The 25,625-nt window shown below is 39.6% G+C and carries 23 protein-coding genes; 5 read left to right on the top strand and 18 right to left on the bottom strand.

Annotation, left to right across the window (positions count from 1 at the left end; genetic code table 11):
• Window positions 1-22: 22 nt before the first annotated feature.
• The 4 genes from ADH51_RS07825 to ADH51_RS07810 all read right to left on the bottom strand — a co-directional run bounded on the left by ADH51_RS07825 (window position 23) and on the right by ADH51_RS07810 (window position 4,706).
• The gene (locus tag ADH51_RS07825) at window positions 23-1,159 is read right to left on the bottom strand and encodes an ABC transporter ATP-binding protein (protein WP_014634479.1); all 1,137 of its coding nucleotides are present in this window, start codon (window positions 1,157-1,159) and stop codon (window positions 23-25) included.
• A 15-nt stretch (window positions 1,160-1,174) separates the two neighbouring features.
• The gene (locus ADH51_RS07820) at window positions 1,175-2,011 is read right to left on the bottom strand and encodes a sugar ABC transporter permease (protein ID WP_004182537.1); all 837 of its coding nucleotides are present in this window, start codon (window positions 2,009-2,011) and stop codon (window positions 1,175-1,177) included.
• On the bottom strand, window positions 2,011-3,369 hold the full coding sequence (locus ADH51_RS07815; RefSeq protein WP_014634481.1) for a carbohydrate ABC transporter permease: 1,359 nt from the start codon (window positions 3,367-3,369) through the stop codon (window positions 2,011-2,013). Before ADH51_RS07815 ends, ADH51_RS07820 begins: the two co-directional genes overlap by 1 nt.
• Window positions 3,370-3,458: 89 nt before the next feature.
• Window positions 3,459-4,706: an extracellular solute-binding protein gene (locus ADH51_RS07810; protein ID WP_002884898.1), complete on the bottom strand. Its 1,248-nt coding sequence runs from the start codon at window positions 4,704-4,706 to the stop codon at window positions 3,459-3,461.
• A 180-nt stretch (window positions 4,707-4,886) separates the two neighbouring features.
• Between ADH51_RS07810 and ADH51_RS07805 the strand changes: the two genes are divergently transcribed.
• The 3 genes from ADH51_RS07805 (at window position 4,887) to glgP (ending at window position 9,908) form a co-directional block, all read left to right on the top strand.
• Complete coding sequence (locus ADH51_RS07805) at window positions 4,887-5,891, top strand: LacI family DNA-binding transcriptional regulator (protein ID WP_002885097.1); 1,005 nt, start codon at window positions 4,887-4,889, stop codon at window positions 5,889-5,891.
• A 254-nt stretch (window positions 5,892-6,145) separates the two neighbouring features.
• Window positions 6,146-7,645, top strand: coding sequence for a 4-alpha-glucanotransferase (malQ, locus tag ADH51_RS07800; RefSeq protein WP_048675818.1), 1,500 nt, complete (start codon window positions 6,146-6,148; stop codon window positions 7,643-7,645).
• Window position 7,646: 1 nt separating this feature from the next.
• Complete coding sequence (gene glgP / locus ADH51_RS07795; RefSeq protein WP_048675815.1) at window positions 7,647-9,908, top strand: glycogen/starch/alpha-glucan family phosphorylase; 2,262 nt, start codon at window positions 7,647-7,649, stop codon at window positions 9,906-9,908.
• 109 nt (window positions 9,909-10,017) lie between these two features.
• Here glgP and ADH51_RS09935 read toward each other — a convergent pair whose 3' ends face one another.
• Window positions 10,018-10,482 carry a hypothetical protein gene (locus ADH51_RS09935; protein ID WP_239682175.1) on the bottom strand — a complete coding sequence of 155 codons (465 nt, stop codon included), beginning with the start codon at window positions 10,480-10,482 and terminating at the stop codon, window positions 10,018-10,020.
• 134 nt (window positions 10,483-10,616) lie between these two features.
• Between ADH51_RS09935 and ADH51_RS07785 the strand changes: the two genes are divergently transcribed.
• Together ADH51_RS07785 and xerS are read left to right on the top strand one after the other, a co-directional pair.
• A complete protein-coding gene (locus ADH51_RS07785) occupies window positions 10,617-11,606 on the top strand; it encodes a lipoate--protein ligase (RefSeq protein WP_048675812.1) in 990 nt (329 codons plus the stop codon).
• A gap of 286 nt (window positions 11,607-11,892) precedes the next feature.
• On the top strand, window positions 11,893-12,963 hold the full coding sequence (gene xerS, locus ADH51_RS07780) for a tyrosine recombinase XerS (protein WP_048675809.1): 1,071 nt from the start codon (window positions 11,893-11,895) through the stop codon (window positions 12,961-12,963).
• A gap of 162 nt (window positions 12,964-13,125) precedes the next feature.
• Here the strand turns inward: xerS and ADH51_RS07775 are convergent, their stop codons facing one another.
• From ADH51_RS07775 to truB, 13 genes are all read right to left on the bottom strand, one after another.
• Window positions 13,126-15,666 carry a M1 family metallopeptidase gene (locus ADH51_RS07775; protein WP_048675805.1) on the bottom strand — a complete coding sequence of 847 codons (2,541 nt, stop codon included), beginning with the start codon at window positions 15,664-15,666 and terminating at the stop codon, window positions 13,126-13,128.
• 133 nt (window positions 15,667-15,799) lie between these two features.
• Window positions 15,800-16,453, bottom strand: a complete 654-nt coding sequence (gene phoU / locus ADH51_RS07770; protein ID WP_021146873.1) for a phosphate signaling complex protein PhoU — start codon at window positions 16,451-16,453, stop codon at window positions 15,800-15,802.
• A 28-nt stretch (window positions 16,454-16,481) separates the two neighbouring features.
• On the bottom strand, window positions 16,482-17,240 hold the full coding sequence (gene pstB, locus ADH51_RS07765; RefSeq protein ID WP_002884992.1) for a phosphate ABC transporter ATP-binding protein PstB: 759 nt from the start codon (window positions 17,238-17,240) through the stop codon (window positions 16,482-16,484).
• A gap of 12 nt (window positions 17,241-17,252) precedes the next feature.
• A complete protein-coding gene (gene pstB, locus ADH51_RS07760; protein ID WP_003092580.1) occupies window positions 17,253-18,056 on the bottom strand; it encodes a phosphate ABC transporter ATP-binding protein PstB in 804 nt (267 codons plus the stop codon).
• Window positions 18,057-18,066: 10 nt separating this feature from the next.
• Window positions 18,067-18,951 (bottom strand): phosphate ABC transporter permease PstA, encoded by an 885-nt coding sequence (gene pstA / locus ADH51_RS07755; RefSeq protein ID WP_002885007.1) that lies wholly within the window; start codon window positions 18,949-18,951, stop codon window positions 18,067-18,069.
• A complete protein-coding gene (gene pstC / locus ADH51_RS07750) occupies window positions 18,941-19,855 on the bottom strand; it encodes a phosphate ABC transporter permease subunit PstC (RefSeq protein WP_002885101.1) in 915 nt (304 codons plus the stop codon). The genes pstA and pstC overlap by 11 nt, the downstream gene beginning before the upstream one ends.
• Window positions 19,856-19,857: 2 nt before the next feature.
• Window positions 19,858-20,733 (bottom strand): phosphate ABC transporter substrate-binding protein PstS family protein, encoded by an 876-nt coding sequence (locus ADH51_RS07745; RefSeq protein WP_014634491.1) that lies wholly within the window; start codon window positions 20,731-20,733, stop codon window positions 19,858-19,860.
• A 125-nt stretch (window positions 20,734-20,858) separates the two neighbouring features.
• On the bottom strand, window positions 20,859-22,169 hold the full coding sequence (locus tag ADH51_RS07740) for an RsmF rRNA methyltransferase first C-terminal domain-containing protein (RefSeq protein WP_048675801.1): 1,311 nt from the start codon (window positions 22,167-22,169) through the stop codon (window positions 20,859-20,861).
• A gap of 80 nt (window positions 22,170-22,249) precedes the next feature.
• A complete protein-coding gene (locus tag ADH51_RS07735) occupies window positions 22,250-23,017 on the bottom strand; it encodes an inositol monophosphatase family protein (protein ID WP_048675799.1) in 768 nt (255 codons plus the stop codon).
• Window positions 23,007-23,288 carry a UPF0223 family protein gene (locus ADH51_RS07730; protein ID WP_004182521.1) on the bottom strand — a complete coding sequence of 94 codons (282 nt, stop codon included), beginning with the start codon at window positions 23,286-23,288 and terminating at the stop codon, window positions 23,007-23,009. Before ADH51_RS07730 ends, ADH51_RS07735 begins: the two co-directional genes overlap by 11 nt.
• Entirely contained in the window at window positions 23,281-23,694 is a 414-nt protein-coding gene (locus ADH51_RS07725) for a Spx/MgsR family RNA polymerase-binding regulatory protein (RefSeq protein ID WP_002890965.1), read from the bottom strand. The genes ADH51_RS07730 and ADH51_RS07725 overlap by 8 nt, the downstream gene beginning before the upstream one ends.
• Window positions 23,695-23,763: 69 nt before the next feature.
• Window positions 23,764-24,675: a bifunctional riboflavin kinase/FAD synthetase gene (locus ADH51_RS07720; RefSeq protein WP_048675794.1), complete on the bottom strand. Its 912-nt coding sequence runs from the start codon at window positions 24,673-24,675 to the stop codon at window positions 23,764-23,766.
• Entirely contained in the window at window positions 24,672-25,553 is an 882-nt protein-coding gene (gene truB, locus ADH51_RS07715; protein WP_048675791.1) for a tRNA pseudouridine(55) synthase TruB, read from the bottom strand. Before truB ends, ADH51_RS07720 begins: the two co-directional genes overlap by 4 nt.
• Window positions 25,554-25,625: the final 72 nt, after the last annotated feature.

The following is a 25,625-nucleotide window of genomic DNA, read 5'->3' as shown; positions in this document are numbered from 1 at the left end:
GCAGAGGGCTGATTTTTTTATCTTACAAACTGATACGTTTTTCTGTTTCAGCGTCGAAGAAGTGACCTTTAGCAACGTTGAAAGTAAGGTTAACTTTTTCACCTGGATTATGGAAGTCACGCGCATCAACACGGGCAGCAAACTCAGTTTCTCCAAGTTTTAGGTAGAGCATTGTTTCTGCACCAAGAAGCTCTGAAACGACGACTTCAGCATCTACATTGGCATCTGGATAAACTTCTTGAACAATTGGACGGCTTGAAACATCTTCAGGACGGATACCAAAGATTACTTCATTGCCTTGATACCCTGTCTCTTTCAAGATTTTAGCTTGACCCTCAGAGATTGCAATATCCAAACCTTCAGAGTTAGTAATGCGGTTACCATCAACCTTAACATTAAAGAAGTTCATAGCAGGACTTCCGATGAATCCAGCAACAAATTTATTGGCTGGCTCATTATAAAGTTCTTGAGGGGTACCAATTTGTTCGATACGACCGATAGTACCAGAACCATCAGGGTTTTTAGTAGAACTCATGATAACGATACGGTCAGCAAGAGTCATAGCTTCTGTTTGGTCGTGGGTAACGTAGATAGTAGTTGCACCAATATTACGAGTAATTTTAGCAATTTCAGCACGCATGGTCACACGAAGCTTAGCATCCAAGTTTGAGAGAGGCTCATCCATGAGGAAGACTTTAGCATCACGAACGATGGCACGTCCCATAGCTACACGTTGACGTTGACCACCAGAAAGGTCTGCAGGCTTACGATCTAAGAACTCAGTCAAACCAAGGCTAGCAGCAGCTTCACGCACACGTTTGTCGATATCGTCTTTTTTATATTTACGAAGTTTAAGACCAAAGGCCATATTTTCATAAACAGTCATGTGAGGGTAAAGTGCGTAGTTTTGGAATACCATGGCAATGTCACGATCTTTTGGTGATTTGTCATTAACCACTTCACCATCGATATAGAGTTTACCTTCTGTGATTTCCTCGAGACCAGCAACCATACGGAGAGTTGTTGATTTACCACATCCTGAAGGACCTACGAAAACGATGAATTCCTTGTCTTTAATATCGATACTGAAATCTTCGACAGAGTAGTGAGTTGCATTTGGGTATTTTTTGTAAATTTTATCCAGTTTAAGAGTTGTCATATCATTTATCCTTTATTATTTAACTGATCCGCCGGTTACACCTTCAACATAGTATTTCTGCATGAAGATAAAGAGAAGGGTGATTGGGATGGCGATGATAATAGCACCTGCGGTAAATGGAAGGAACCATTCATTGATAGCGTCTTGGTTAAGCATTTGATAGAGTCCAAGGGCAACCGTATATTTATCTTTAACGTCACCGAGGATAACAGATGCAAAGATGAAGTCTACCCAAGGTCCCATGAAGGCCATGAGGGCAGTGTAGACGATGATTGGTTTAGAAAGTGGCAAGGTAATCTTAGTGAAGATTTGAAGACGAGTTGCCCCATCAATCATTGCTGATTCATCCAAAGAGTAAGGAATGGTATCAAAGAAACCTTTCGCAATGTAGAAACCAAGAGCTGCCCCAGCAGAATATACCAAGACCAAAGATGTCAGGGTTTGTGTCAAATTGAGGGCCTTCAAAATGTAGTAGACCGCAATCATTGACATGAATCCAGGGAACATGTTAAGTACAAGTGCCAATTTCAAGAAGCCATTTCTGTGTTTGAATTTAATACGGCTAAGTGAGTAGGCCATACCTACGGTAATCAAAGTTGAGAGGATACATGTACATGTGGCAACGATGAAAGTATTGATGAACCATTTTCCAAATGGATAAGCATCGCTGGTAAACAGTTTAATGTAGTTATTAAAAGTGTAAGTCTTAGGGAAGAAGTAAGGCACCGCATTAGCTCCTTCACCACGGAAACTTGTAAGGAAGATCCAAATAATAGGGATCAACCAGATGACAGCTAGAACTGTCAATAGAATATAAGTACCAGTTAGGTAAAGATTTTTCTTACGTTTCATTATTTAGCAGCCCCTTCCTTGAATGAAGATGATCTTGTGTAGGCCAAGAGACTGAATGTTGCAGAGATGGCGAAAATCAAGATACCGATAACAGATGCCAAGTTGTAGTCTTTAGCGCTAACAGTCAGTTTGTAGAGCCAAGTTACCAAGAGGTCAGTTGAACCCGCTTGATAGTATTCAGAGTTAGTAGGTCCACCACCAGTAAGGAAGTAGATAACGTTGAAGTTATTGATATTACCGATGAATTGTTGAATCAATGATGGCGCCATGATCAAGAGAATTTGTGGGAAAGTGATGCTCTTGAAGATTTGGAATTTGCTTGCTCCATCAATTTCAGCAGCTTCAATCTGCTCAGTTGGCAAGTTCATGATGATACCAGTTGCAACCAACATTGTGAATGGAATACCAATCCACATATTAACAAAGATAATAGAGAACTTAGCCCAGAGAGGGTCAGTCAAGAATGGAATTGGTCCATTAGTGAGATGCAAGGTTTGAAGCAAACCATTCAAAGGACCATGGTCATTAAGGAAATTACGCATCAAAAGAAGGGATACGAACTGAGGAACGGCGATAGTGATAACAAAGAGTGTACGCCATACTTTCTTGAATTTAAGCCCCTTAGTGTTGAGCAAGAGAGCAAGGACAATACCGAAGAAGAAAGTTGTTGCTGTTGCAGCAACTGCCCAAATCAAGGTCCATGTCAAAAGTGGGAAGAAAGTACCAGCCATACGACCTTGTAAAACTTCACCAAAACTTGAGAAACCAACCCAGTCAAAGAGTGATTTAGGTGCTGGGTGATTGTGGTCAAAGTTAGTAAAGGCCAAACAGATCATGTAGATCAAAGGCAAGATTGTGAAGAGCAAAACTCCAATCAATGGGACAGTCATAAGCCCCATGTGGAAACGACCATCAGCCAAGGTCTTGAAGTCTTCGACAAAGTTAGGAACTTTACGGCCAGACTGTTTGAGAGCCATGAGATGACGAGCACTCTTAAGATTACACCAGTAAATATAAGCGAAAACTGCACAGAAGATTAATGATGCAAGTCCAAAAATCAACAAGAGCATAGAGTTATCTCCAGCGACTTGAACAGTAAGCTTAACCCCATTAACTTCTTTAATGGCTTCACCCTGTTCTTGAGTCCCTAAGGTAATCATCCCTTTAAGTGCAGGGATGATTTGAATAACGAAAGCTACTAAGAAGGCAATCTCAGAAAGGAGGAAGAGCAAGCCCTTGGCGAACTGTTTGTTGACCAAGTTTGCAAATCCCATTACCAGAAAGGATAATTTGACATCCCATGTACCTTCTTTGAAGACCTGGCGCATAGGAGTTGTGTCGTAGATTGTTTGTGACATAGATATCTCCTCAGATAAATGTTTAATTAGTGATAGATAAAGAGGCTAGGAACCTGACCTGCCTCTTTACCTTCTCATAGTTAGGATTCTTATTTAGCTGCTGCCAAATCTTTATCAAATTGTTGTAATTTAGTAAGGAATTGGTCTTCCTTGATTTTACCGTTATATGCATCACTCATAAGAGCAGCACTTTCAGTCCAGAAGACTGACATTTGACTAAGTTTAGGCATAACAGTTGTGTACTGATCAGATGAACCCATAGTGATTACAGCTTGTGCAAGAGCATCCTTTTGAACAGCTTCAGAAGCTTGAACTTCTTTGTTAGCTGGGATGATGTGACGGTCTTCATTAGTGAATTGGTTATTTTGACTGTCTTTGCTTGTCAAAGCTTGTGCCAATTGGTAAGATGCAGCGATACGTTCTGCGTTACCTTTAGATGGTGTTTGGTTAACTGCGTAAAGTTTAACACCCATGAAGGCTTTTTGTTGAACGTCTTGACCACCGATATTAACTGTTGGGTAAACAGCAACACCAAGATTGTCTTTACCAACAGCTTTAGCAGCTGCAGCGTAGTCCCATGGTCCTGATTGGAAAGCATCAACAGAACCATCTTCGAATTTAGCCATCATATTAGCTGAATCGACATTAACAAAGCCTTTATTGTCTTTTTGAGCTGCGATAAACTTAAGAACATTCACACCAGCTTCGTTACCCCAGTTAGTACCTTTCACATCTTCACCGTTAGGACCAAAGAGTGTGTCACCAACTGAAAGGAAGAGAGGAGCAGTTACATAAGCGTTAACTTCTTTCAAGTTGCTACCAAATTTAGCTTTAGAAGTAATTGTTTCATAAGATTTCACATCTTCTTCATTAAGTTTAGATTTGTTGTAGTATGTAACTTGAGTTTCGATACCGTATGGGAAGGCATAAGTTTTACCTTTGTATTGAGCACCTACAGCAGCTTGTTCAGTATCTTGCTCAGCAATTTCTTTTGAGTATTGCTCTGGAATTTCTTGGATAGCTCCAGCGTCTACCAATTTACCGAGTTGGTCATGTGGAAGTGAGAAGACATCTGCAGCAGTAGAAGCGTCCTTAGTCAAGTTTTCTTGAGCATTTGGATCTTCCATTTCAACCATATCAACTTTGTAACCAGATTTCTTTTCAAACTGTGCTACTGTATCTGAGTATGATTTCTTAGCACCAGTTGGTACCCAAAGTTTCAAAGTCTTGCTATCTGAGCTTGAGCTCTTGCTTGAGTTTGAGCCACAAGCTACCAAGAGCGATCCAGCCACAAGTAATCCAGCACTACCAAGTAATACCTTTTGCCATTTTTTCATTTCTATTTCCTCCAGAAATTTAGTTTACGATAAACGTTATGCAACCGTTTCCACAATCTGTCAAGTATTTTATAAAAAAATTTTTAACTTTGTGCAAACGATTGCAAAACTAAATTGTTTCGGTTATAATTGTTCTTGTATTTTACGACTATAAATATTTATGAGAATGAGAGGAAAATAATGGCTACAATTAAGGATGTTGCCCAAAAAGCAGGAGTAAGTCCTTCAACGGTTAGTAGGACCTTAAAAGATAATCCAGCCATTTCTGAAGAAACAAAAAACAAGGTGCGGGCGGCTATGGATGAATTAGGTTATGTCCCCAATCTTGCAGCTCAGATGTTGGCAACTGGCTTAACTCATAGTTTAGGTGTGATTCTTCCTCCTTTGGCGAATAGAGAAAATATCAGTCAACCCTTCTATATGGAAATTCTAACGGCTATCAATGAAGAAGCAAGTCGCAATTCTCAGGTCGTCAGTATTGCCACAGGTGCTAGTTTGGATGAATTGGTTAAACAAGTCGAACTCATGCATCGCCAAAAACGAGCTGATGGTTTCATTATTCTCTACTCTGAGAAGAATGATCCTGTTAAATCCTATCTCCTAAAAGAAAAAGTTCCTTTTGTCGTCATTGGAGCTGCAGGTGATACAAAAGATAAGGTTACCTACATCGATAATGACAATAAGGCCTTAGGTAAGGAAGCAGTGACTTATTTATCATCTCATGGTCATAAAAAAATAGGTTTTATTACGGATGACCTTTTTGGTCAAGTAGGACAGGAACGTTATCGAGGTTATAAAGAAGCAGCAGATGAACTAGAATTAGAAATCTTACCTGAACTTGTATTTTCATCTAAAACAATCGATAAGCTAAAGAAGGAATTAGATAGATTTTCTCCGACAGCTTTGATTGTCAAGGATGACCTTATCGCCCTTCGTCTCATTCAATGGCTAAACAATCAAGGGATTAGAGTACCTGAAGATTATGCTATCATTTCCTTCAATAATTCTACTTTTGCAGAAATCATGCATCCGTTCTTGACCACTTTTGATATTAATATCCAAGAACTTGCTAAAGAAAGTGTACAAAGTCTTATGGGACTCCTTAAGTCAACTAAGAACAAGTCACAGAAAGTCATCATTCCATTTAAACTTATAGAAAGAGAAAGCGTCTTAACGCATTCATAATATCTTAAGGAGAATCTAAGTAGTTGGTTAGTAAATTAGCCGGCTACTTTTTTATTTTATGTAAGATGACTATTTTCCGGAATTCACTAGAAGCCTCGGCTTAAAAACACTCTCTCAAATTGTAAGCGTTTGTTTTGCGAACAATTATTCCAGAAAAAATAAAAAAAATTTCTATTTTTTTGCTAAAAATTCTTGACTTGTGCAAACGTTTGCATTATAATCATAAGTGTAAAAAATAATTTGAGGTAAACTTTATGAACAAACGAGCAAGCGGTGTATTGATGCACATCACATCACTTCCAGGTGACTACGGGATCGGATCTTTCGGTCAAGCAGCCTATGACTTTGTTGATTTCTTGAAAGAAACAAAACAAACATACTGGCAGATCTTGCCACTTACTACAACAAGTTATGGGGACTCACCTTATCAATCATTCTCTGCGGTAGCGGGGAACACACACTTCATCGATTTGGATTTCCTTATTCGTGACAAGTTTCTAACTAAAGCTGATGTTAAAGACGCTGACTTTGGATCAGATTCAGAGTTTATCGACTATGCTAAAGTTTATGAAGCACGTCGTCCAATCCTTGAAAAAGCAGTAAAAGCTATCTTGGCAGATAAAAAAGAAGCTAAAAAATTCGAAGCTTTTAAAACTAAAAATGCTAACTGGTTAGCTGATTATGCTGATTTCATGGCTATCAAAGAACACTTCGATAACAAAGCACTTCAAGATTGGGATGATAAAAAAGCAGTTAAACGCGATGAAGCAACTCTTGAGAAACTTCGCAAAGAACTTGCTGATGTTATCACATATCACCAAGTGGTACAATACCTCTTCTTTAGCCAATGGGCAGAACTAAAAGCTTATGCTAACAAAAATGGTATTCAAATCATCGGTGACATGCCAATCTACATTTCAGCTGATAGTGTTGAAGTTTGGACTCAACCACATCTCTTTAAACTAGACGCTGAATGTAAACCGCGTTACATTGCAGGAGTTCCACCTGATAACTTCTCGGCAACTGGTCAACTTTGGGGTAACCCAATCTATGCTTGGGATAAACACAAAGCAGAAAATTATGCTTGGTGGGTATTCCGTATTCAAGAATCATTTAAACTTTATGATTACTTGCGTATTGACCACTTCAAAGGGTTCTCTGACTTCTGGGAAATCCCTGGAGGAGATGAAACTGCTGAAAATGGTGAATGGGTTCCTGGACCTGGTTATGACCTTTTCAAAGTGGTTAAAGAAGAATTGGGTGATCTTAAAATCATTGCCGAAGACCTTGGTAACATTGATGATAAGACACGTAAACTTCTTGCAGACTGTGGTTACCCTGGAATGAAGATCGTTCAATTTGGATTCTACGATACTACTGGAAACAGCATTGACATTCCACACGTATACACACAACATTCAGTTGCCTACACAGGTACACATGATAACGAAGTAATCAACGGTTGGTACGACAACTTGACGCAAGAGCAACGTGATTATACTGATGCATACATCAACCGTCGTCAAGGTGAACCAATCACACGTGCTCTTCTTCGCACCCTCTTTGCTACTGTAAGCAACACAGCTATTGCGACTATGCAGGATATCCTTGATAAACCTGAAAATAGCCGTACGAACTTCCCTAACACAGTTGGTGAAAACTGGAAATGGCGTATGCTCCCAGGTGAAATCACTGTCGACAAGAAAGAATTTTTGACAGACATTACAGAAAGATATAATCGAGGTAATAACTAAAATGGCTACATTTACACAATATGTTGAAGCAAAAAACAAAAATCTTAAGGACCTTTCAAACGAAGAAATCTACTATCTTTTGTTGGAATTCGTAAAAGAAGCAGCTGCTCCAAAACCTAAAAACGATAGCAAACGTAAAGTTTACTATATCTCAGCTGAATTCTTGATCGGTAAACTTTTGTCTAACAACTTGATCAACTTGGGCATCTACAAGGATGTTAAAGCTGAATTGGATGCTGCTGGTAAATCAATCAGCGAAATTGAAGACGTTGAACCAGAACCATCTCTTGGTAACGGTGGTTTGGGTCGTTTGGCTTCATGTTTCATCGACTCTATGGCAACACTTGGCATCAACGGTGAAGGTGTTGGTCTTAACTACCACTGTGGTCTTTTCAAACAAGTCTTCAAAGACAACAAACAAGATGCAGAACCAAACTACTGGATTGAAGATCAATCATGGTTGGTACCAACTGATATCTCTTATGATGTTCCATTCAAAAACTTCACATTGAAATCACGTTTGGATCGTTTGGATATCTTGGGTTATAAGAAAGAAACTAAGAACTACCTTAACCTCTTTGACATCAATGGTGTGGACTACGATTTGATTGATAAAGGAATCACTTTTGATCAAGACGAAATCCAAAAGAACTTGACACTTTTCCTTTACCCTGATGACTCAACTCGTAAAGGTGAGCTCTTGCGTATCTACCAACAATACTTCATGGTATCAAACGCTGCTCAACTTTTGATCGACGAAGCTATCGAACGTGGATCTAACATTCACGATCTTCCAGATTACGCTTACGTACAAATCAACGATACTCACCCATCAATGGTAATTCCAGAATTGATCCGTCTTTTGACAGAAAAACATGGATTTGAATTTGATGAAGCAGTAGCAATCGTAAGCAAAATGGTTGGTTACACAAACCACACTATCTTGGCTGAAGCCCTTGAAAAATGGCCTCTTGACTACCTTGAAGAAGTTGTTCCACACCTTGTTGTTATCATCAAGAAATTGGATGCTATCATTCGTGAAAAATTCGAAGATCCACGTGTTCAAATCATTGACAAAGACAACCGTGTTCACATGGCACACATGGATATCCACTTCTCTACAAGCGTTAACGGTGTAGCAGCACTTCACACAGAAATCCTTAAATCTTCTGAGTTGAAACCATTCTACGATCTTTACCCAGAACGCTTCAACAACAAAACAAACGGTATTACATTCCGTCGTTGGTTGGAATTCTCAAACCAAGAACTTGCTGATTACATCAAAGAATTGATTGGCGATGGTTACCTTACTGACGCAACTCAATTGGAAAAATTGGCTGCCTTTGCAGATGATCCAGCAGTTCACAAACGTTTGGCTGAAATTAAATATGATAACAAATTGTCTCTTAAACGTTATCTTAAAGCCAACAAAGGTATCGATCTTGATGAAAACTCAATTATTGATACTCAAATCAAACGTTTCCACGAATACAAACGTCAACAAATGAACGCTTTGTATGTCATCCACAAATACTTGGAAATCAAAAAAGGAAACCTTCCAAAACGCAAAATCACTATCATCTTTGGTGGTAAGGCAGCTCCTGCTTACGTTATTGCACAAGACATCATCCACTTGATCTTGTCACTTTCTGAACTCATCAACAATGATCCAGAAGTAAGCAAATACCTCAACGTTCACTTGGTTGAAAACTATAACGTTACAGTCGCTGAACACCTTATTCCAGCAACTGATATCTCAGAACAAATCTCATTGGCTTCTAAAGAAGCTTCAGGTACAGGTAACATGAAATTCATGCTTAACGGTGCCCTCACTCTTGGTACAATGGACGGTGCCAACGTTGAGATTGCTGAATTGGTAGGACCAAAAAACATCTTCACGTTCGGTAAAGACTCTGATACAATCATCGACCTTTACGAAAAAGAAGGTTATGTATCACGTGATTACTACAAAAAAGATGCTAATATCAAAGCAGCTGTTGACTTTATCGTAAGTGAAGACCTCGTTAAAGTTGGAGATAAAGAACGCTTGGAACGTCTCCAAAAAGAACTTATCTCTAAAGACTGGTTCATGACATTGATTGACTTGGCTGAATACATCGACAAGAAAGAAGAAGTATACGCAGCTTACGAAGATCAAGATGCATGGAACAAAAAAGTTGTTTACAACATCGCTGAAGCAGGGTTCTTCTCATCTGACCGTACAATCGAACAGTATGACAAAGACATCTGGCACACAAAATAAAAATCTAGTTGCATAGAAGGAAACAAGATCAGAAATGGTCTTGTTTTTTTCATGAAAAAAACAGCCTATAGATAAATTAGCTGTATTTACATAAATAATGTTATGTTACCTATGAGTGATAATTCAGTATATCATTCATATAGGCTTCTTTATTTGATGAATCATAAGTTTTAGATGTTGTGTATTTTAGATAATGGATTTCATTTTTTGCATTTCTGGATTCTTCTTGTAAGTAAGAATCTGTAATGGTAATCTTAAAATCCTCGCTCTTCCCTGTTAAATCGAGGCTTAGTGGAAAATTTGTAAATTCATCTGAGTAAAAGGCCATTTTATAAAAGTTGTACCTGTCACCTCTAAATGAATTTAAGTGAGGGAATTGTATATGGTAGATGCCATTCCAATAATTTCCATACTCTCTAATTTCGTAGTCATCGAAGAATTCCTGAATTCTTTCTTTGTTAGCAAAATCCTTATCAAAGGTAACAAAGGGAGCCTGCCAATCCCAGAGTGGGATGTCTCCTTCATTTCCGTAGATAATATAGCTTTGCATTTTTCCTGATTTAGGATTTTTCATCTGAAAGTGGTACTCACTGACACCATCTATTTTTTACTATTATATCATGAAAATCCTTATACCTAAGGCGTCTTCGTGTACTTTGTCACCGTTTTACTTTATAATATAAGTATCACATTACAAGAGGAGACCTCATGAAATATATTGTAAACACATCAAATGATCCTGCCTATAATATTGCCTTGGAAGCCTATGCCTTTCGTGAATTGGTGAATGAAGATGAACTGTTCATTCTTTGGATTAACCGTCCAGCTATCATTGTTGGTAAACACCAAAATACCATTCAAGAGATTAACAAAGAATATACAGATGCTCATGGTATTAAGGTCGTTCGTCGTTTGTCTGGTGGTGGCGCTGTTTATCACGATTTGAATAACCTCAACTATACTATCATCTCTAATAAGGCAGATGAAGGGGCATTTGACTTTAAGACTTTCTCTCAACCTGTAATCGCAACACTTGCTGATTTGGGAGTTAAGGCTGAGTTTACTGGCCGTAATGACCTTGAAATCGATGGTAAAAAGTTCTGTGGAAATGCTCAAGCATACTATAAAGGGCGTATGATGCACCATGGTTGCTTGCTCTTTGACGTTGATATGTCCGTTCTTGGCCAAGCCCTCAAAGTCAGCAAAGACAAAATTGAATCAAAAGGTGTTAAATCTGTACGTGCTCGTGTGACAAACATCGTAGACGAATTGCCAGAAAAAATCACTGTAAATGAATTCTCAGATAAGATCTTGGAAAAAATGAAGGAATTTTACCCTGATATGACTGAATACGTCCTTTCTGAGGATGAATTAGCTAAAATCCAAGAGTCTTATGAGAAGCAATTCAATACTTGGGACTGGACATACGGTCAATCACCAGAATACACAGTAGAGCGTAACGTTCGTTACCCAGCTGGTAAGATCTCAACTTACGCCAATGTTGAGAATTCAATTATTAAATCCGTTAAGATTTACGGAGATTTCTTTGGTATCGGGGATGTATCTGATATTGAAGAGTTGCTGGTCGGTGTACCTTACGAGTACGAAGATGTCTTGGCTAAACTTAAAACCATTGACACAACACATTATTTCTCACGTATGACAACCGAGGAGGTTGCAAAAGCTATCGTAGCTTAATCATTGTTTGAACAATCTGGAAAACTCCAGGTTGTTTTTTCTTGGGAAAAATTCTATAAGTAAAAAATACGTTATAAAGATTTTTCAAAGTCAAAGAACAATAAAGATATTTTCAAAAATTGGTTTATGATTGATTTAGTGTGGTGTTGTGTATATCTGAATAGTAAACCTATAAAGCCGCTAAGTGAAAAACATCTTATAACATCTTTCCGAAAAACTGTAATTTTCTTGAAAGAAAGATAAGGGTGTGGTATACTTCTATTAAGTAATTTTGGAGAAAAAACAAATGAAACGTGAACTCTTGCTTGAAAAAATTGAAGAATACAAAGCTCTTATGCCCTGGTTTGTTCTGGAGTATTATCAATCGAAACTTTCGGTACCGTATTCTTTTACAACCTTATACGAATACCTTAAGGAATATAAACGCTTTTTTGACTGGTTGATTGACTCAGGTATTTCAGATGCTGATGATATTGCCTCAATTGACATCAAAACCTTGGAAAATTTAACTAAAAAAGATATGGAGTCATTTGTGCTTTATCTACGTGAACGTCCATCTTTGAATACCTATTCCAAGAAACAGGGTGTCTCTCAAACAACCATTAATCGTACACTTTCAGCTCTATCTAGTCTCTATAAGTATTTAACCGAGGAGGTCGAGGGACCTGATGGTGAGCCATATTTCTATCGTAACGTCATGAAAAAAGTTTCTACTAAGAAAAAGAAAGAAACTCTAGCTGCTCGTGCTGAGAATATCAAACAGAAACTCTTTCTTGGCAATGAAACCATGGAATTCCTAGATTATGTAGAAAATGAATACGAAGTCAAGCTCTCAAATCGCGCTAAATCATCGTTTTATAAGAATAAAGAACGTGATTTAGCTATTATTGCCTTGCTGCTGGCTTCAGGTGTTCGACTTTCTGAGGCTGTTAATCTGGATCTTAAAGATATCAATCTAAAAATGATGGTCATTGATGTTACTCGAAAAGGTGGCAAACGAGACTCAGTTAATGTAGCAAGTTTTGCAAAGCCCTATCTTGAAACTTATCTCAGTATACGTGATAAACGCTATAAGGCTGAAAAGCAAGATGTTGCCCTCTTTTTAACGGAATATCGAGGGGTTTCAAACCGTATTGATGCTTCAAGTATCGAAAAGATGGTTGCCAAATATTCTCAGGATTTCAAAATTCGTGTGACTCCCCACAAGCTTCGACATACTCTGGCAACACGCCTTTATGATGCTACCAAGTCTCAAGTTTTAGTTAGTCATCAACTTGGTCATGCTTCCACTCAGGTTACTGATCTATATACGCATATTGTTAATGATGAACAAAAAAATGCTCTAGACAGTTTATAATTGGCTATCCCAACCATTCCTAGTTGGAGTGGTTGTTTTTATTTTACATAAATTTAATTATGCTATATCTATTTTGTTACTCCTTTAAACACATAACTATATTTATGTAAACTATCATACACAAAAAACAAACTCTCCTTGACGGAAAGCTTGTTTTTCTTATTAATAATCTTTAAGAGCAGATTCAACGGCTGCTTTTTCTTTTTCAATCAAGTTTACTCGTGCAGCAATTGTCTTAATTCCCATTAAGATATTACGTTCCAAGGCTTTATCACTTGTTTGTGGCTCAAAGAATGCAATATATTGATCAAGACGTTCTTGTGTTTTAAAGATTCCTGCTGGGATATTAACAAAGCTATCAAAGCTCATATCGCCACCAAGGGCTGCCTTAATCCAATCCCAATTATCTTTTGCCCAGTTCCAAACGCTTTCTTGAGCAAATGATTTGTTGAGGAAGTTCATATACCAGAGATACAAGTCTTGAGGTTTAACAACATGTTTGTCTTTAAGCTGACCTAGGACAAAGTCAAGGCCTTCTTGGTTTTTAAGATATGAAACTGCTTGAGTCAATTGGCGACGGAAGTTACTGTCGTTTGTTGCTACGTAAGCATTGACATAATCTTCAACAAGAGTAAGACTGTTTTCTTGTTTCATTTGATTAATGAGAACGAGTCCACGGACACTTGCTGGGATGCTTTCGATGTTTTCTTTATGAGCTTGGAAAACACTTGCAGCTGCAAGGACCGCTGGTTGATAGTCTGCTTGGATCAAGTAGCTAAGGGCTGTTTGGCGGACCATTTCATCTTCATCAGATTCACCATCTTTGGCATCGAAACCAAGGCGTTCAAAGTCGTTTTGGAATTGACGGCGTACCAAGGCATTGTAATGCACTTCTGCTTCTGTGTCTTCATCAATAAAGCGTTTCAAACCAGCTAGAATTTGAGACTTAGCTTGAGCAATCAAGAAGCTTTCTTCTTTTTCAACAAGATCAAGAAGAGCAACTAGGCTGGCATATGAGATACGTCCGCTTTCAGCAAGAAGACGACGTTCTTGCAAAATTTGAAGTTTACTTACAGTATCAAGGTTGGCAAATTCATCAAGGATATTGTCCAAGAGTTGTCCTTGGTAGTCTGTGATGTAATGTGCTGTATTTGCTGTATTAAGGCGGAGAGCACCATTATTTTCGGCAGCAAGCTGGCTATAATTTGGAATCTCAATACGTTCTTCTGAGAGTGTGTCTGGAAGTCCTTTCCAGTTTGTGTTCAATGGGATTTCCCAAAGTCGACCCTTATCTTCATGTTCACCAATGAAGAATTGTTTTTGACTAAGGATAAGTGTATCATCGATAACTTCTGCGCTAACAACTGGATAACCTGGTTGCTCCAACCAAGTGTCCATGAAGCTAGAAACATCTTTACCTGAGGCATCAGAAAGTGCATTCCAGAGGTCACGTCCAACAGTGTTGTTGTATTGGTGTTTTTCAAAGTAAGCTTTAAGGCCTTTAGCAAAGGCTTCATCACCTAACCAACGGCGTAGCATATGCATGAGACGGCTACCCTTGGCATAAACGATGGCGCTATCAAAGAGGGTGTTGATCTCATCTGGGTGGTTAACTTCCATATGGACAGACTGAACACCATCTGTAGCATCACGCTGGAGGGCATGAGGCACACCAGTTGTTTGGAAATCTTCAAAGATGTTCCAGCTAGGTTCAATGGCATCTACTGAAACATACTCCATCATATTGGCAAAGCTCTCGTTAAGCCAGAGATCATCCCACCATTTCATCGTTACAAGGTTACCGAACCATTGGTGAGCCAATTCGTGGGCAACCACGAGAGCTACTTGTTGACGACTTGCAGCTGAGCTATTTTCGTCTACTAGTAGGTAAACTTCACGATAGGTAACAAGTCCCCAGTTTTCCATGGCACCTGCTGAGAAGTCAGGAAGAGCCAGATGGTATGACAATGGGATAGGATATTTGACTTGGAAGTAGTCTTCGTAGAAATCAATGACACGAACGGCAATATCAAGGGCAAAGTCAACGCTGTTTTCAGCTTGTGCAACTGTAGCGAAGACACCAACTTCAGTTCCGTTTTGTGTTTTCGCAGTCTTACCTTGAAGAGCGCCAAAACCAAAGGCAAGGAGGTATGTAGACATACGAGGGGTTGTCTCAAAAGTCCAAACCCCAGTCTCTTCACGCAAATGGCTATTGATTTCAGGCATGTTTGACAAGGCTATATCGCCTTCTTCAGCATCAAATTTCAATGAGAAATCAAAAGTAGCTTTAGCTTCTGGTTCATCAACAGATGGGAAGGCTTCACGCGCAAAATGAGATTCAAACTGCGTTGAAATAATTTCTTTTTTCTCACCATTGTAGGTGTAATATGATGGGTAAATCCCTGTCATATTATCTGTAATACGACCAGAGAATTCAATGACAAGCGTCAAAACACCGGTCTCTGGAAGTTCAATATGGAAGGCTTCGTTAGCATCATCCATTTGGAAGTTTAACGATTCATTATCCAAGAGAACGGAACTAATGGTAAGGTCTTTTTGGTGAAGGGAGATATGGTTATCAAGGGCTTCACCTGTAATGGCAACATTCCCTGTAAAGGTCTTTTCAGAACGATTAATGTCCAAGAAAAGATTGTAATTTTCAGGGATGAAACTTTCGATAAAACGAGCAACAGATGCTGTCATACGTATATACTCCTAATCTAACTTTTCGTATCGAAACAGACTGACAAATGTTTCGATATTAGACTCTTTTACAAAAGAAAAGGGTCTGAATTATTCAATACAAACCCATTATAACATAGATTGGAAGCTTTGCCTACAGTTCAATGATTTTACCAGATTTGAGGTAGACAACCCACTCGCAGAGATTGCGGGCATAGTCACCGATACGTTCCAAATACATAAGTACTTGGAAATATTCTTTGGCAGCGAAGGCAGCATCTGGATTCTTGCGAACACCTTCTACTGTCATGGCTTGAATATCACGGAAATAGTTATCAATGATTTCATCTGAAGCTGCGATTTCATAAGCGCGTTTTTCGTCACTGTTCAAGTAAACATCTAGAGCATCTTCGACCATGTGGCGAACTGCTTTCCCCATTTTCTTGATTTCAGCTTCAATTTCAGTTAGGCGTTCCTCACCTTTAATGCGGATAGTTGCTTGAGCAATAGCAACGGCATGGTCACCCATGCGTTCAACGTCACTAGATGCTTTGAGCGCTGTGATAACTGTTCGCAAATCACTTGATACAGGTTGCTGAAGAGCGATAATTTCAAGCGATTTTTTCTCAAGTTTGGTTTCGTAGTTATTGACGATTTCGTCATTTTCAATGACTTCCTTAGCCAAATCACGATCATGGCTGATAAAGGCACGTACAGCTTTCTTAAGCTGAGCTGCAACCTCTGTACCCATAGCGTAAAATTGGTTGTGGAGTTTTTCTAATTCTTCTTCGAAGGGTGTTCGTAACATCATAATTGTTTTAGTAATCTGTCCTTTCTTAACCGAATTTACCGGTAATATAATCTTCTGTTTCTTTATGTTGTGGATTTAGGAACATGTCTTTCGTTGATGAATACTCAATGAGTTCTCCATCGAGGAAAAAGGCTGTTCGTTGTGAGATACGGCTTGCCTGTTGCATAGAACGTGTGACGAGCAACAAGGTATATTGGTCCTTAAGGTTATATAGGGTTTCCTCAATCTTACCAGCGGAGATAGGGTCGAGGGCAGACGTTGGTTCGTCAAGAAGGATAACCTTTGGAGACGTGGCAAGAACCCGTGCAATACAGACACGTTGTTGTTGCCCTCCTGAAAGTCCAAGTGCTGAGTCATGGAGACGGTCTTTGACTTCTTCCCAGATTGAAGCACCTTTTAGTGACTCTTCTACTGCTTTGTCAAGGACAGCCTTATCTTTGATACCATTGATACGAAGCCCATAAACCACGTTTTCATAGATAGACATAGGAAAAGGATTGGGTTGTTGGAAGACCATTCCGATTTCTTTACGGAGCTCAACGGTGTCTGTTCGAGGACTGTAGACATTGTGACCATTGTAGGAAACAGCACCAGTAAGTGTCCACTCGGGATTTAAATCTCCCATTCGGTTGATAGAACGGAGCAAGGTTGATTTTCCCGATCCTGAAGGTCCGATAAGGGCCGTGATTTCATTTGGATAGAAATCCATTGTCACGTTATTGAGGGCTTTTTTCTTATTGAAATACACCGATAAATCATTGATTGAAATGATAGGTTCAGTCATAAGTGCTCCTTTCTATCCAAAGCGTCCTGATACATAGTCATTAGTTGACTGTAGGGCAGCATCTTGGAAGATTTTCTTGGTCTCATCATATTCGATAAGATCACCAAGGTAGAAGAATGCTGTATAATCACTGGCACGCGCTGCCTGCTGCATATTGTGCGTCACGATGATAATAGAGTAATCTTCCTTAAGTTCGAACATGGTCTCTTCTAGTTGCATAGTAGCTACAGGATCCAAAGAAGCTGCAGGTTCATCCATGAGAAGAATCTGCGGTTTCACGGCAATAGCTCTAGCAATACAAAGACGTTGCTGCTGACCACCTGAGAGGGTAAAGGCAGATTTATGAAGATCATCTTTAACCTGATCCCAAAGACCTGCTTGCTTAAGCGATGTCTCAACAATCTCGTCCAAAGTTTGCTTATCTCTTACGCCTTTACGTTCGTGAGCAAAGGTAATGTTTCTGTAGATAGACTTGGCAAATGGATTTGGACGTTGGAAAACCATTCCAATATGTTTACGCATTTCATAAACATTGATATTACTTGCATTGACATCGACGCCTTGATAAAGGATTTGTCCAGTAACCTTAGCAATATCAATCGTATCATTCATACGGTTTAGGCTACGAAGAAAGGTTGACTTCCCGCATCCTGAAGGCCCAATAAGAGCCGTAATTTTATTTTTCTCGAATTGCATGTCGATGCCTTTGATGGCTTCTTTTTGACCATAATAGACATGCAAGTCCTTTGTTTCAAGAGCGAGCTCCTTCTCTGGGAAGGTGATAATATGACGCTCGTCCCAATTGTATTTTGTCATGATAACTCCTTTAAGCGGATGTTAATTTCTTATGGAGGTATGCTCCCAAACGACGTGCACCAAAGTTGAAAATCAAAATGAAAATCAAGAGTACTGCTGCTGAACCAGCTGATACTGCAGTGGCGTCAGGTGTCGTACCTTCTGAGTTGACCTTCCAGATGTGAACAGCAAGTGTTTCTGCTTGGCGGAAAATCGAGATTGGACTAGAGATACTAAGCGGATTCCAGTCGCTCCAGTTAAGTGCTGGTGCCGATTGACCTGCTGTATAGATAAGCGCTGCTGCTTCCCCGAAAATACGACCAGAAGCAAGAACGATACCAGTAACAATACCAGGTAAGGCCTCTGGAACAACAACGTGTAAGATCGTTTCCCATCGAGACAAGCCTAGAGCTAGCCCAGCTTCACGTTGGGTATGGTGGACTGTTCGCAAACTATCTTCAACCGTACGAGTCATTTGTGGTAGGTTAAAGACCGTTAAAGCCAAGGCACCAGATAGGATTGAAAATCCATACTGGAATTGGACAACAAAAATCAAATAACCAAAGAGTCCGACCACTACTGAAGGCAGTGAAGAAAGGATTTCAATACAGGTACGAACAAAGTTGGTAAGACGTCCTTTTTTTGCATATTCTGATAAGAAAATTCCAGCTCCCATAGAAAGAGGCACAGAAATAATCAGGGTAATAACCAAAAGGAAGAATGAATTGTAGAGTTGAACCCCAATTCCTCCACCAGCTTTGTAAGATGATGATCGACTAGTCAAGAATGACCAGCTGATATGTGGTATCCCGCGAACCAAGATATAGAGAATCAAGGCTGCCAGGATTGTTACAATAATGCCAGCAATCACATAGAGTGTGCTGATGGCAATTTTATCAATTTTTTTAGCGTTCATAATTTCTCTTTCTCTCACGGGTAATGAATTTCACCAACATATTGAAACCAAGACTCATTAATAAGAGAACCAAGGCGAGAGACCAAAGGACATTGTTTGAAACAGTACCCATGACTGTATTTCCGATTCCCATAGTCAAGACAGATGTCAATGTTGCTGCTGGTGTTGTTAAAGAAGTTGGAATCACTGCGGAATTTCCGACAACCATTTGGATGGCAAGAGCCTCACCAAAGGCACGGGCCATACCAAAGATAACGGCCGTGAAAATACCTGGTTTAGCCGCATTAAGTGTCACACGCCAAATCGTTTGCCAGCGTGTAGCTCCCATGGCCAGACTGGCTTCACGATAGTGACGAGGCACTGCACGAAGCGTATCTGTTGTCATAAAGGTTACGGTTGGTAGAATCATGACGAACAAGACAAAGGTACCTGAAAGAATACCAAAACCTGTTCCACCAAAAATTAAGCGAACAAATGGAACCACGACTTGGAGACCAATAAATCCATAAACAACAGATGGAATCCCAACCAAAAGTTCAATAGCTGGTTGTAGGAATTTAGCCCCTTTCGGAGAAATTTCAGTCATAAAGATGGCTGCTCCTATGGCAAATGGCGTTGCTACCAAGGCTGAGAGCAAGGTAACTACGAATGATCCCAAAATCATTGGAAGAGCTCCGAACTTGCCTTCAGATGGCGACCAATCGCCACTAAAGAGAAACTCGATCAAGCTAACTTTATTAACAAAGAAAGTCGCCAGCCCTTTTTGAGCAACGAAAAGTAAAATCATGGCTACGATAAAAACAATCAAAGCTAGGCAAAGGAAAGTGATTGTTTTACCAAACTTCTCGAGGCGTGAATTTTTAGAGGGTGATGTTAATTGTTTCACCAATTCTTCATTTTTCATGCTTACTCCTCACTCTTCTTTGAGACGTTACCATCAGCATCCTTGGTAACTTTCATGCTATGGATGGAAATGTAACCCATTTTTGCGACGACATTTTCTTGGACTTCGTCACTCATCATGTAATCTAAGAATTGTTTGGTATAGCTATCCGGTTTTCCCTTGGTATACATATGCTCGTAAGACCAAATCGGCCAATCGTTAGTTGCAACATTTTCAGCTTTTGGTTCAAATCCATTTAACTTCAATGTTTTAACAGAATCATCAAGGTAGGCAAATGATAGGTATGAAATAGCACCTGGTGTCTGAGCAACGATTGACTTAACCATACCATTAGAATCTTGCTCTTGGGTACGGATTGGCGATTTGCCGTCCATAATCACTGCATCGAAAGTTGCGCGTGATCCTGAGCTGGCTGCACGGTTAATAATAGTAATCTCTAGGTCTTTACCACCAAGCTGTTTCCAGTTTGTGATTTCCCCAGTGAAAATCTTGCGAAGTTGTTCCGTTGTCAAGTTATCTACAGAGACTTCTTTGTTTGTAATCACTGCAATTCCTGCAACGGCAACTTGATAGTCAACAAGCTTACTGGCATCGATTCCAGATTTTTCCTCGGCAAAAAGGTCACTGTTACCAATTTGAACGGCACCGGATTGTACCTGAGAAAGTCCAGTACCAGAACCGCCACCTTGGACGTTAACGATATTCTCAGGGTTCTTTTCAGCGAACCCATCTGCTGCCGCCTCCACTAAGGGTTGAAGGGCCGTAGAACCAACTGCTGTAATGGACTGGCCACGGTCAATCCAAGAGGCACAGCCAGTTAAGACTAGCATGGCCATTGCCAGTGACATAATCACTGCAAGGACTTTTGTTTTTTTCATTTTTGTCCTCCGACATTTTGTAACTTAAGTAAGAAAGTGTCTTATATATATGCTGTAAAAAGACATCTATCTAATTATACCAAGTATAAGATAATTAAGTCATATTAAAGTTTGATTACAGGCCCTTATACATGGAATCTCAATCCCTTAGGATAGTAGTTTTTAACCGTGTTTCCAACGATTTTGGCAAATCCAAATCCATTGCCATCCACTAAAAGCTGATACCAACCGTTTGGTTGCGCTTGATCTAGAGTGACCACATTACCAGAAACGTATTGGGCAAACTGGTCTTGAATTAGCTCTATACTTGAAACAACTTCATCTGAGGTTAACGCAATTCCAAGAGCAAAACTTGGTTCAAAACGTTTTTTCTTAAAGACACCAAGATGCAGTCCATTACGAGCGATTTTAACTTTAGATAGGTCTGGAAGTCCCTTAGGAAGCAGGTAGAGATTGTCCCCAAAAACTTGCAGTAAACCATCCAGTCTAGTTTTAAGGTGTTTTTTTGCAAAATCTTCCCAAAGTTGCTTCTGCTCCTTGTTTAGGTTAGATTTTCCTTCTTTGATACGTGTTTGCTCAGACACGCGCTTATCCTGGAATTTTGCTACAAACTGGCCTTCACCTTTGAAATGGTGTGGATACATTCGAGCTGTTTCTGGAAAATCAATTCCATCACTCATGCCATTCAATTTAGGAATTGCCACCAATTCAAGATCAGGATTATTTTCTAAAATCCAAGCAACAACACCTTCATTTTCCTCAGGAGACCAGGTGCAGGTTGAGTAGATCAATTGTCCACCAGGAGCGAGCATTTTCAAACCGTCTGATAAGATGTCCTTCTGTAATTGTGCCAGTTCATTAGGATACTCCTTATGCCAATATTGGATTGCATCAGGATCCTTACGAAACATTCCTTCTCCAGAACATGGTCCATCAAAGACAATCGTATCAAAATAATTTTTGAAAACTTTGGCTAGTTTATCAGCTGACGTGTTTGTCACAATAACATTTCTCGCTCCAAAACGCTCAATGTTTTCAACCAGAATTTTGCTACGCTTTGGATTGATTTCATTGCTGACCAGCAGTCCTGTATTATCTAGGTAACTAAGAAGATGAGTAGACTTTCCGCCTGGAGCAGCTGCCAAGTCTAAGACACGACTTCCCTTGGATGGAGCTGCCACTTGAGCAACCATTTGAGCAGCTGGTTCCTGAGAATAAACCAAACCAGTTGCATGGTCGGCAGATTTTCCGGAAATTTTACCGTAATGGCCCCAAGGTGTTTCAGGGATAGCATCAGGAAAGTCCTTCTGTTGCTTTTTCAAAGGGTTGGTGCGGTAGGCGGATACGGCTTCTTGATCAAAAGATGCAAAGAAGTCCTCAGCTTCATCTCTAAGGAGGTTATTATATTTTTCTATAAAGTCTGATGGAAATTGCATAGTTTCCTTTCTATCAAAAAACTGGACTAACCAAGAGAACTTGCTGTTCTGATTTGTCCAGTATGGTTTTATGTTTCAAATTAATTTTCTGAGCCCATAATATGCTTGATCTCTTTAAGTCTGTCTTTAGGGACAAGCATCACAGCTTGACGACTAGAATAATCCAGTGGTTCTCCAGAAATGGTCTCAAGGTGATAACCCAATTTTTCTCCCATAATACTTGCTGCGGCATAGTCCCATGGGTAAATAACTGAAAAGTAAGCTAAAATTTGACCAGATAGGACTTTTGACATGCTTAAACCAGCACCACCGTAGACACGAACGCCCAAGGTCTTATCAATAAGGTCTTTTAAGCCGTGAAAATTTTTAGCATACATAGCTCCATTGCTAGCGACTAGGCAACGGCCTAAAGGTCGGTTTTTATATGCTGGAAGCAACTTGTCATTACAATACACATCAAACTGGCCACCACCATAGAAAAGTTGATCAGCCATGACGTTATAAATGAGGCCAAATTTTCCTTGCCCCTCTTCATAGTAGGCAATCATAACACAAAAATTATCTTGTTGGACAATAAAATTGACCGTTCCATCAATAGGATCCAAGACCCAGACATTTCCATCTTTGATATTATGAACCAAGCCATTTTCTTCAGCGAAAATATTGTCTGAAGGGAAGGAGGATTTAATACGTGCCACGAGTAAATCTTGTGTTTGTTTGTCAATATTAGTTACTAAATCATCATAAGCCGTCTTTTCTTCGACCGTGATAGTTTTACTTAAACTTTCTTTAATAAAAGCACCGGCTTCTTTGATGATTTCTTTGGCGAAAATCAGTTTATTTTCCAAGTGATACAAATCCTTTATCTTTTGCTTTAGCAGCTTTGACAGCTTGATAGGTTGAAAAACCGCTAGCTTCTTCAAAGGCCTTGTCTAGTTGTTTTTCAGGCGCTTTGCCTGGAACAACGGTTTTAAATGCCTTATAGGCTTGCAAGAGTTGGTCACGGTCAACCTTGCTCTCGTATGCTTTTTCTACCTGACTCAAAAAATGAAGCACTGTGGTAATTTCCTCAGTGCTCCATGATGGATCGAGTGGGTAGGAATAATTTCCTTTAGTCATTGTTACCCTCAATTTCAGCTCGAATGGTCGCTTGGCGCAATTCTTGCTTTCTATAATCACGAGGCAAAAAGGCACGAATTTCATCTTCGTTGAAACCAATTTGCATGCGTTTGGTGTCCATAATGATAGGTCGACGAAGAAGATTTGGGTATTCAGAAATCAATTGAATGAGTTCCTTGATGGTCAAATCATCCACATCGATATTCAGCTTCTGAAAGACTTTTGAACGAGTTGAAATGATATCTTCAGTACCATTTTCCGTGTAAGACAAAATCTTCATTAACTCATCGTGAGTTAATGGGCTCGTGATAATATTGTGTTCGTCAAAAGCAACTTCATGATTGGTCAACCAGGCTCTTGCTTTCCTACAGCTGGTGCAGCTAGGCGATAAAAATAAAGTTACCACGCAAACACCCCTTTCACTTTAACATTCCTAATCATTATACATTATTTGATTAGTTTTGGCTACGCTTTCTTAAAATTTTTCCGCGATTTTTTTATCAGCCTCCAGTTGAGCACATAGTTCATCGATATTATTGAACTTAATCATATCACGGATATAATCCAGCCAAAAAACTTCGATTGTCTTTCCATAAATATCGCCTTCAAAATCAAAGATATTGGCTTCAAGACGGAGTTCTGTCCCCCCAAAGGTAACGTTTTTTCCTAGGCTAGTCATGGAACGATAACGTTTGCCATCAATTACAACATCGGCGACATAGACACCATCAGCTGGTAGAAAAGTCCTATCAATAGGTGCTAAATTTGCTGTTGGAAAACCAATGGTACGTCCACGGGCATCACCATGCACCACGATGCCACGTGTAGAGAATTCATGGCCAAGGAGTTTATTGGCTTCTTTAACCTTGCCTTCTCGTATTAATTGACGCACACGTGTTGACGAAATCTTTTCACCATCGCTTTGTTGCTCCTCAATGACATGAACATTACCAGAAAAATTACGGGCTAGATAGTCCGCATCTGTTCGATGATGTCCAAATTTGTAATCAAAGCCCACAACAACCTCTTGGGCTTTTAGACGTTTAATATAACGAGCAATGAAATCGTCTGAACTTGTTCGAGCAAAATCACTATTGAAATCTGTTAAATAAAGCTGATCAGTGCCATAGGCTTCAAAAAGATCACAACGTCTCTGAGGTGCTGTGATATGAAGGAGGAGATCATCCGTATACCTTTGAAAAGTCAATTGAGGACTCTCATTAAAGGTAAGGACAGCTACTTCAAGCTGTTTTTCATCAGCAATCTGGCGCGCCTTATCAAAAAGGACCTTATGACCACGGTGAAGAGCATCGAAATACCCTAAGACAAGAACCGTTTCCTTTTCCTGATGGATATCTTTATAATCATTAATAGAAGTTACTTTCATTGACTTAATACTTTTCTAGGTTTATAAACTTGATTTCGCTTTTCCATGATGGCTAGAACCTTGTCTCCTAAAAAGGTCGCAACTAAGGGTTCTTGGCTATTGATAGTAATAAAGCGACCAAATGAAATTTCTTTAGCATCATCCTCAGTGACTTGAACAGCTGGTAGGTCCTGAACACCAAATTCGATGGGAAGGAGGAAGGAAGTATCCCCTGCTTCTACCATTTCTGAAATTTGTGAGAGTGTTAGTGCCTTATCTAAGGTTAGACCAGCTGAGGCTGTTCGACGAAGAGCGGACATATGACTCGCGTATCCGAGTTTAGCACCCAAATCGACAGATAAAGTACGGACATAAGTCCCCTTGCTACAAGCAACACGGAAGGTGAATTTTGCGGTGTTGTTTTCCAATTCAATAGGAGAGGTACGGACAAATTCGGTAATTGTCACTTGACGTTGTGGACGCTCTACTTCTTCTCCAGCGCGGGCGTACTCATAAAGTTTCTTTCCGTTGACCTTAACCGCTGAATACATAGGAGGAATTTGTGTGATTTCTCCTACAAAACTAGCCATTGCCATATCGACGGTTTCTTCATCTAACTCTGTAACTGGAGTTGTTTGAACGACATCTCCACTAGCATCCTCGGTAGTTGTTGAAAATCCAATGGTAATTTCTCCCTCGTAGACCTTTCCTGCTTCAGTCATGTACTCAATAACACGAGTCGCTTTTCCAATCGCTATAGGTAAAACACCAGTAACATCTGGATCAAGGGTACCTCCATGTCCGATTTTTTTCTCTTGTAATATTTTGCGTAGTTTAAATACAGCATCATGACTGGTCATTCCAGCCTCTTTTTTTAGATTAATAATTCCTGAAATCATACTTTTAATTATATCAAAAGCAATCCTAAAGAGCTAGGTAGAAACATAAAGAGGCAGAGAGCAAAGTCTCAA

This window comes from Streptococcus sp. 449_SSPC, assembly GCF_001073005.1.
Taxonomy (GTDB): domain Bacteria; phylum Bacillota; class Bacilli; order Lactobacillales; family Streptococcaceae; genus Streptococcus; species Streptococcus salivarius_F.
The sequence above is the reverse complement of the archived record's forward strand: the minus strand, read 5'-3'. Positions and strand labels throughout refer to the sequence as shown.

Coding starts and splice junctions, on each gene's coding strand:
- ADH51_RS07825 (WP_014634479.1), bottom strand. CDS start 1,159: ATGACAACTCTTAAACTGGATAAAATTTACAAAAAATACCCAAATGCA.
- ADH51_RS07820 (WP_004182537.1), bottom strand. CDS start 2,011: ATGAAACGTAAGAAAAATCTTTACCTAACTGGTACTTATATTCTATTG.
- ADH51_RS07815 (WP_014634481.1), bottom strand. CDS start 3,369: ATGTCACAAACAATCTACGACACAACTCCTATGCGCCAGGTCTTCAAA.
- ADH51_RS07810 (WP_002884898.1), bottom strand. CDS start 4,706: ATGAAAAAATGGCAAAAGGTATTACTTGGTAGTGCTGGATTACTTGTG.
- ADH51_RS07805 (WP_002885097.1), top strand. CDS start 4,887: ATGGCTACAATTAAGGATGTTGCCCAAAAAGCAGGAGTAAGTCCTTCA.
- malQ (WP_048675818.1), top strand. CDS start 6,146: ATGAACAAACGAGCAAGCGGTGTATTGATGCACATCACATCACTTCCA.
- glgP (WP_048675815.1), top strand. CDS start 7,647: ATGGCTACATTTACACAATATGTTGAAGCAAAAAACAAAAATCTTAAG.
- ADH51_RS09935 (WP_239682175.1), bottom strand. CDS start 10,482: ATGAAAAATCCTAAATCAGGAAAAATGCAAAGCTATATTATCTACGGA.
- ADH51_RS07785 (WP_048675812.1), top strand. CDS start 10,617: ATGAAATATATTGTAAACACATCAAATGATCCTGCCTATAATATTGCC.
- xerS (WP_048675809.1), top strand. CDS start 11,893: ATGAAACGTGAACTCTTGCTTGAAAAAATTGAAGAATACAAAGCTCTT.
- ADH51_RS07775 (WP_048675805.1), bottom strand. CDS start 15,666: ATGACAGCATCTGTTGCTCGTTTTATCGAAAGTTTCATCCCTGAAAAT.
- phoU (WP_021146873.1), bottom strand. CDS start 16,453: ATGTTACGAACACCCTTCGAAGAAGAATTAGAAAAACTCCACAACCAA.
- pstB (WP_002884992.1), bottom strand. CDS start 17,240: ATGACTGAACCTATCATTTCAATCAATGATTTATCGGTGTATTTCAAT.
- pstB (WP_003092580.1), bottom strand. CDS start 18,056: ATGACAAAATACAATTGGGACGAGCGTCATATTATCACCTTCCCAGAG.
- pstA (WP_002885007.1), bottom strand. CDS start 18,951: ATGAACGCTAAAAAAATTGATAAAATTGCCATCAGCACACTCTATGTG.
- pstC (WP_002885101.1), bottom strand. CDS start 19,855: ATGAAAAATGAAGAATTGGTGAAACAATTAACATCACCCTCTAAAAAT.
- ADH51_RS07745 (WP_014634491.1), bottom strand. CDS start 20,733: ATGAAAAAAACAAAAGTCCTTGCAGTGATTATGTCACTGGCAATGGCC.
- ADH51_RS07740 (WP_048675801.1), bottom strand. CDS start 22,169: ATGCAATTTCCATCAGACTTTATAGAAAAATATAATAACCTCCTTAGA.
- ADH51_RS07730 (WP_004182521.1), bottom strand. CDS start 23,288: ATGACTAAAGGAAATTATTCCTACCCACTCGATCCATCATGGAGCACT.
- ADH51_RS07720 (WP_048675794.1), bottom strand. CDS start 24,675: ATGAAAGTAACTTCTATTAATGATTATAAAGATATCCATCAGGAAAAG.
- truB (WP_048675791.1), bottom strand. CDS start 25,553: ATGATTTCAGGAATTATTAATCTAAAAAAAGAGGCTGGAATGACCAGT.